1 protein-coding gene is annotated in these 265 nt (G+C 64.9%); it reads left to right on the top strand.

Annotated elements, in window-relative coordinates; translation table 11 throughout:
• Positions 1 to 60: 60 nt before the first annotated feature.
• Positions 61 to 265: hypothetical protein (locus tag RWK90_RS17250; RefSeq protein WP_314038859.1), on the top strand; the 205-nt coding region annotated here is incomplete at its 3' end.

Below are 265 nucleotides of genomic sequence, written 5' to 3'. Positions count from 1 at the left end.
GGGCCGGAGTATTGGGAGCGGGAGACACGGAGAGCCAAGGGCAATGAGCAGAGTTTCCGAGTGGACCTGAGGACCGCGCTGCGCTACTACAACCAGAGCGCGGGCGGCTCTCACACACTCCAGTGGATGGCTGGCTGTGACGTGGAGTCGGACGGGCGCCTCCTCCGCGGGTACTGGCAGTTCGCCTACGACGGCTGCGATTACATCGCCCTGAACGAAGACCTGAAAACGTGGACGGCGGCGGACATGGCGGCGCAGATCACCC

The sequence above is a fragment of the Dietzia sp. CH92 genome (genome assembly GCF_032248695.1).
In the GTDB taxonomy this organism is placed as follows: Bacteria; Actinomycetota; Actinomycetes; order Mycobacteriales; family Mycobacteriaceae; genus Dietzia.
Note: the sequence above shows the minus strand (reverse complement) of the source record. Positions and strands in the feature narration are given on the sequence as shown.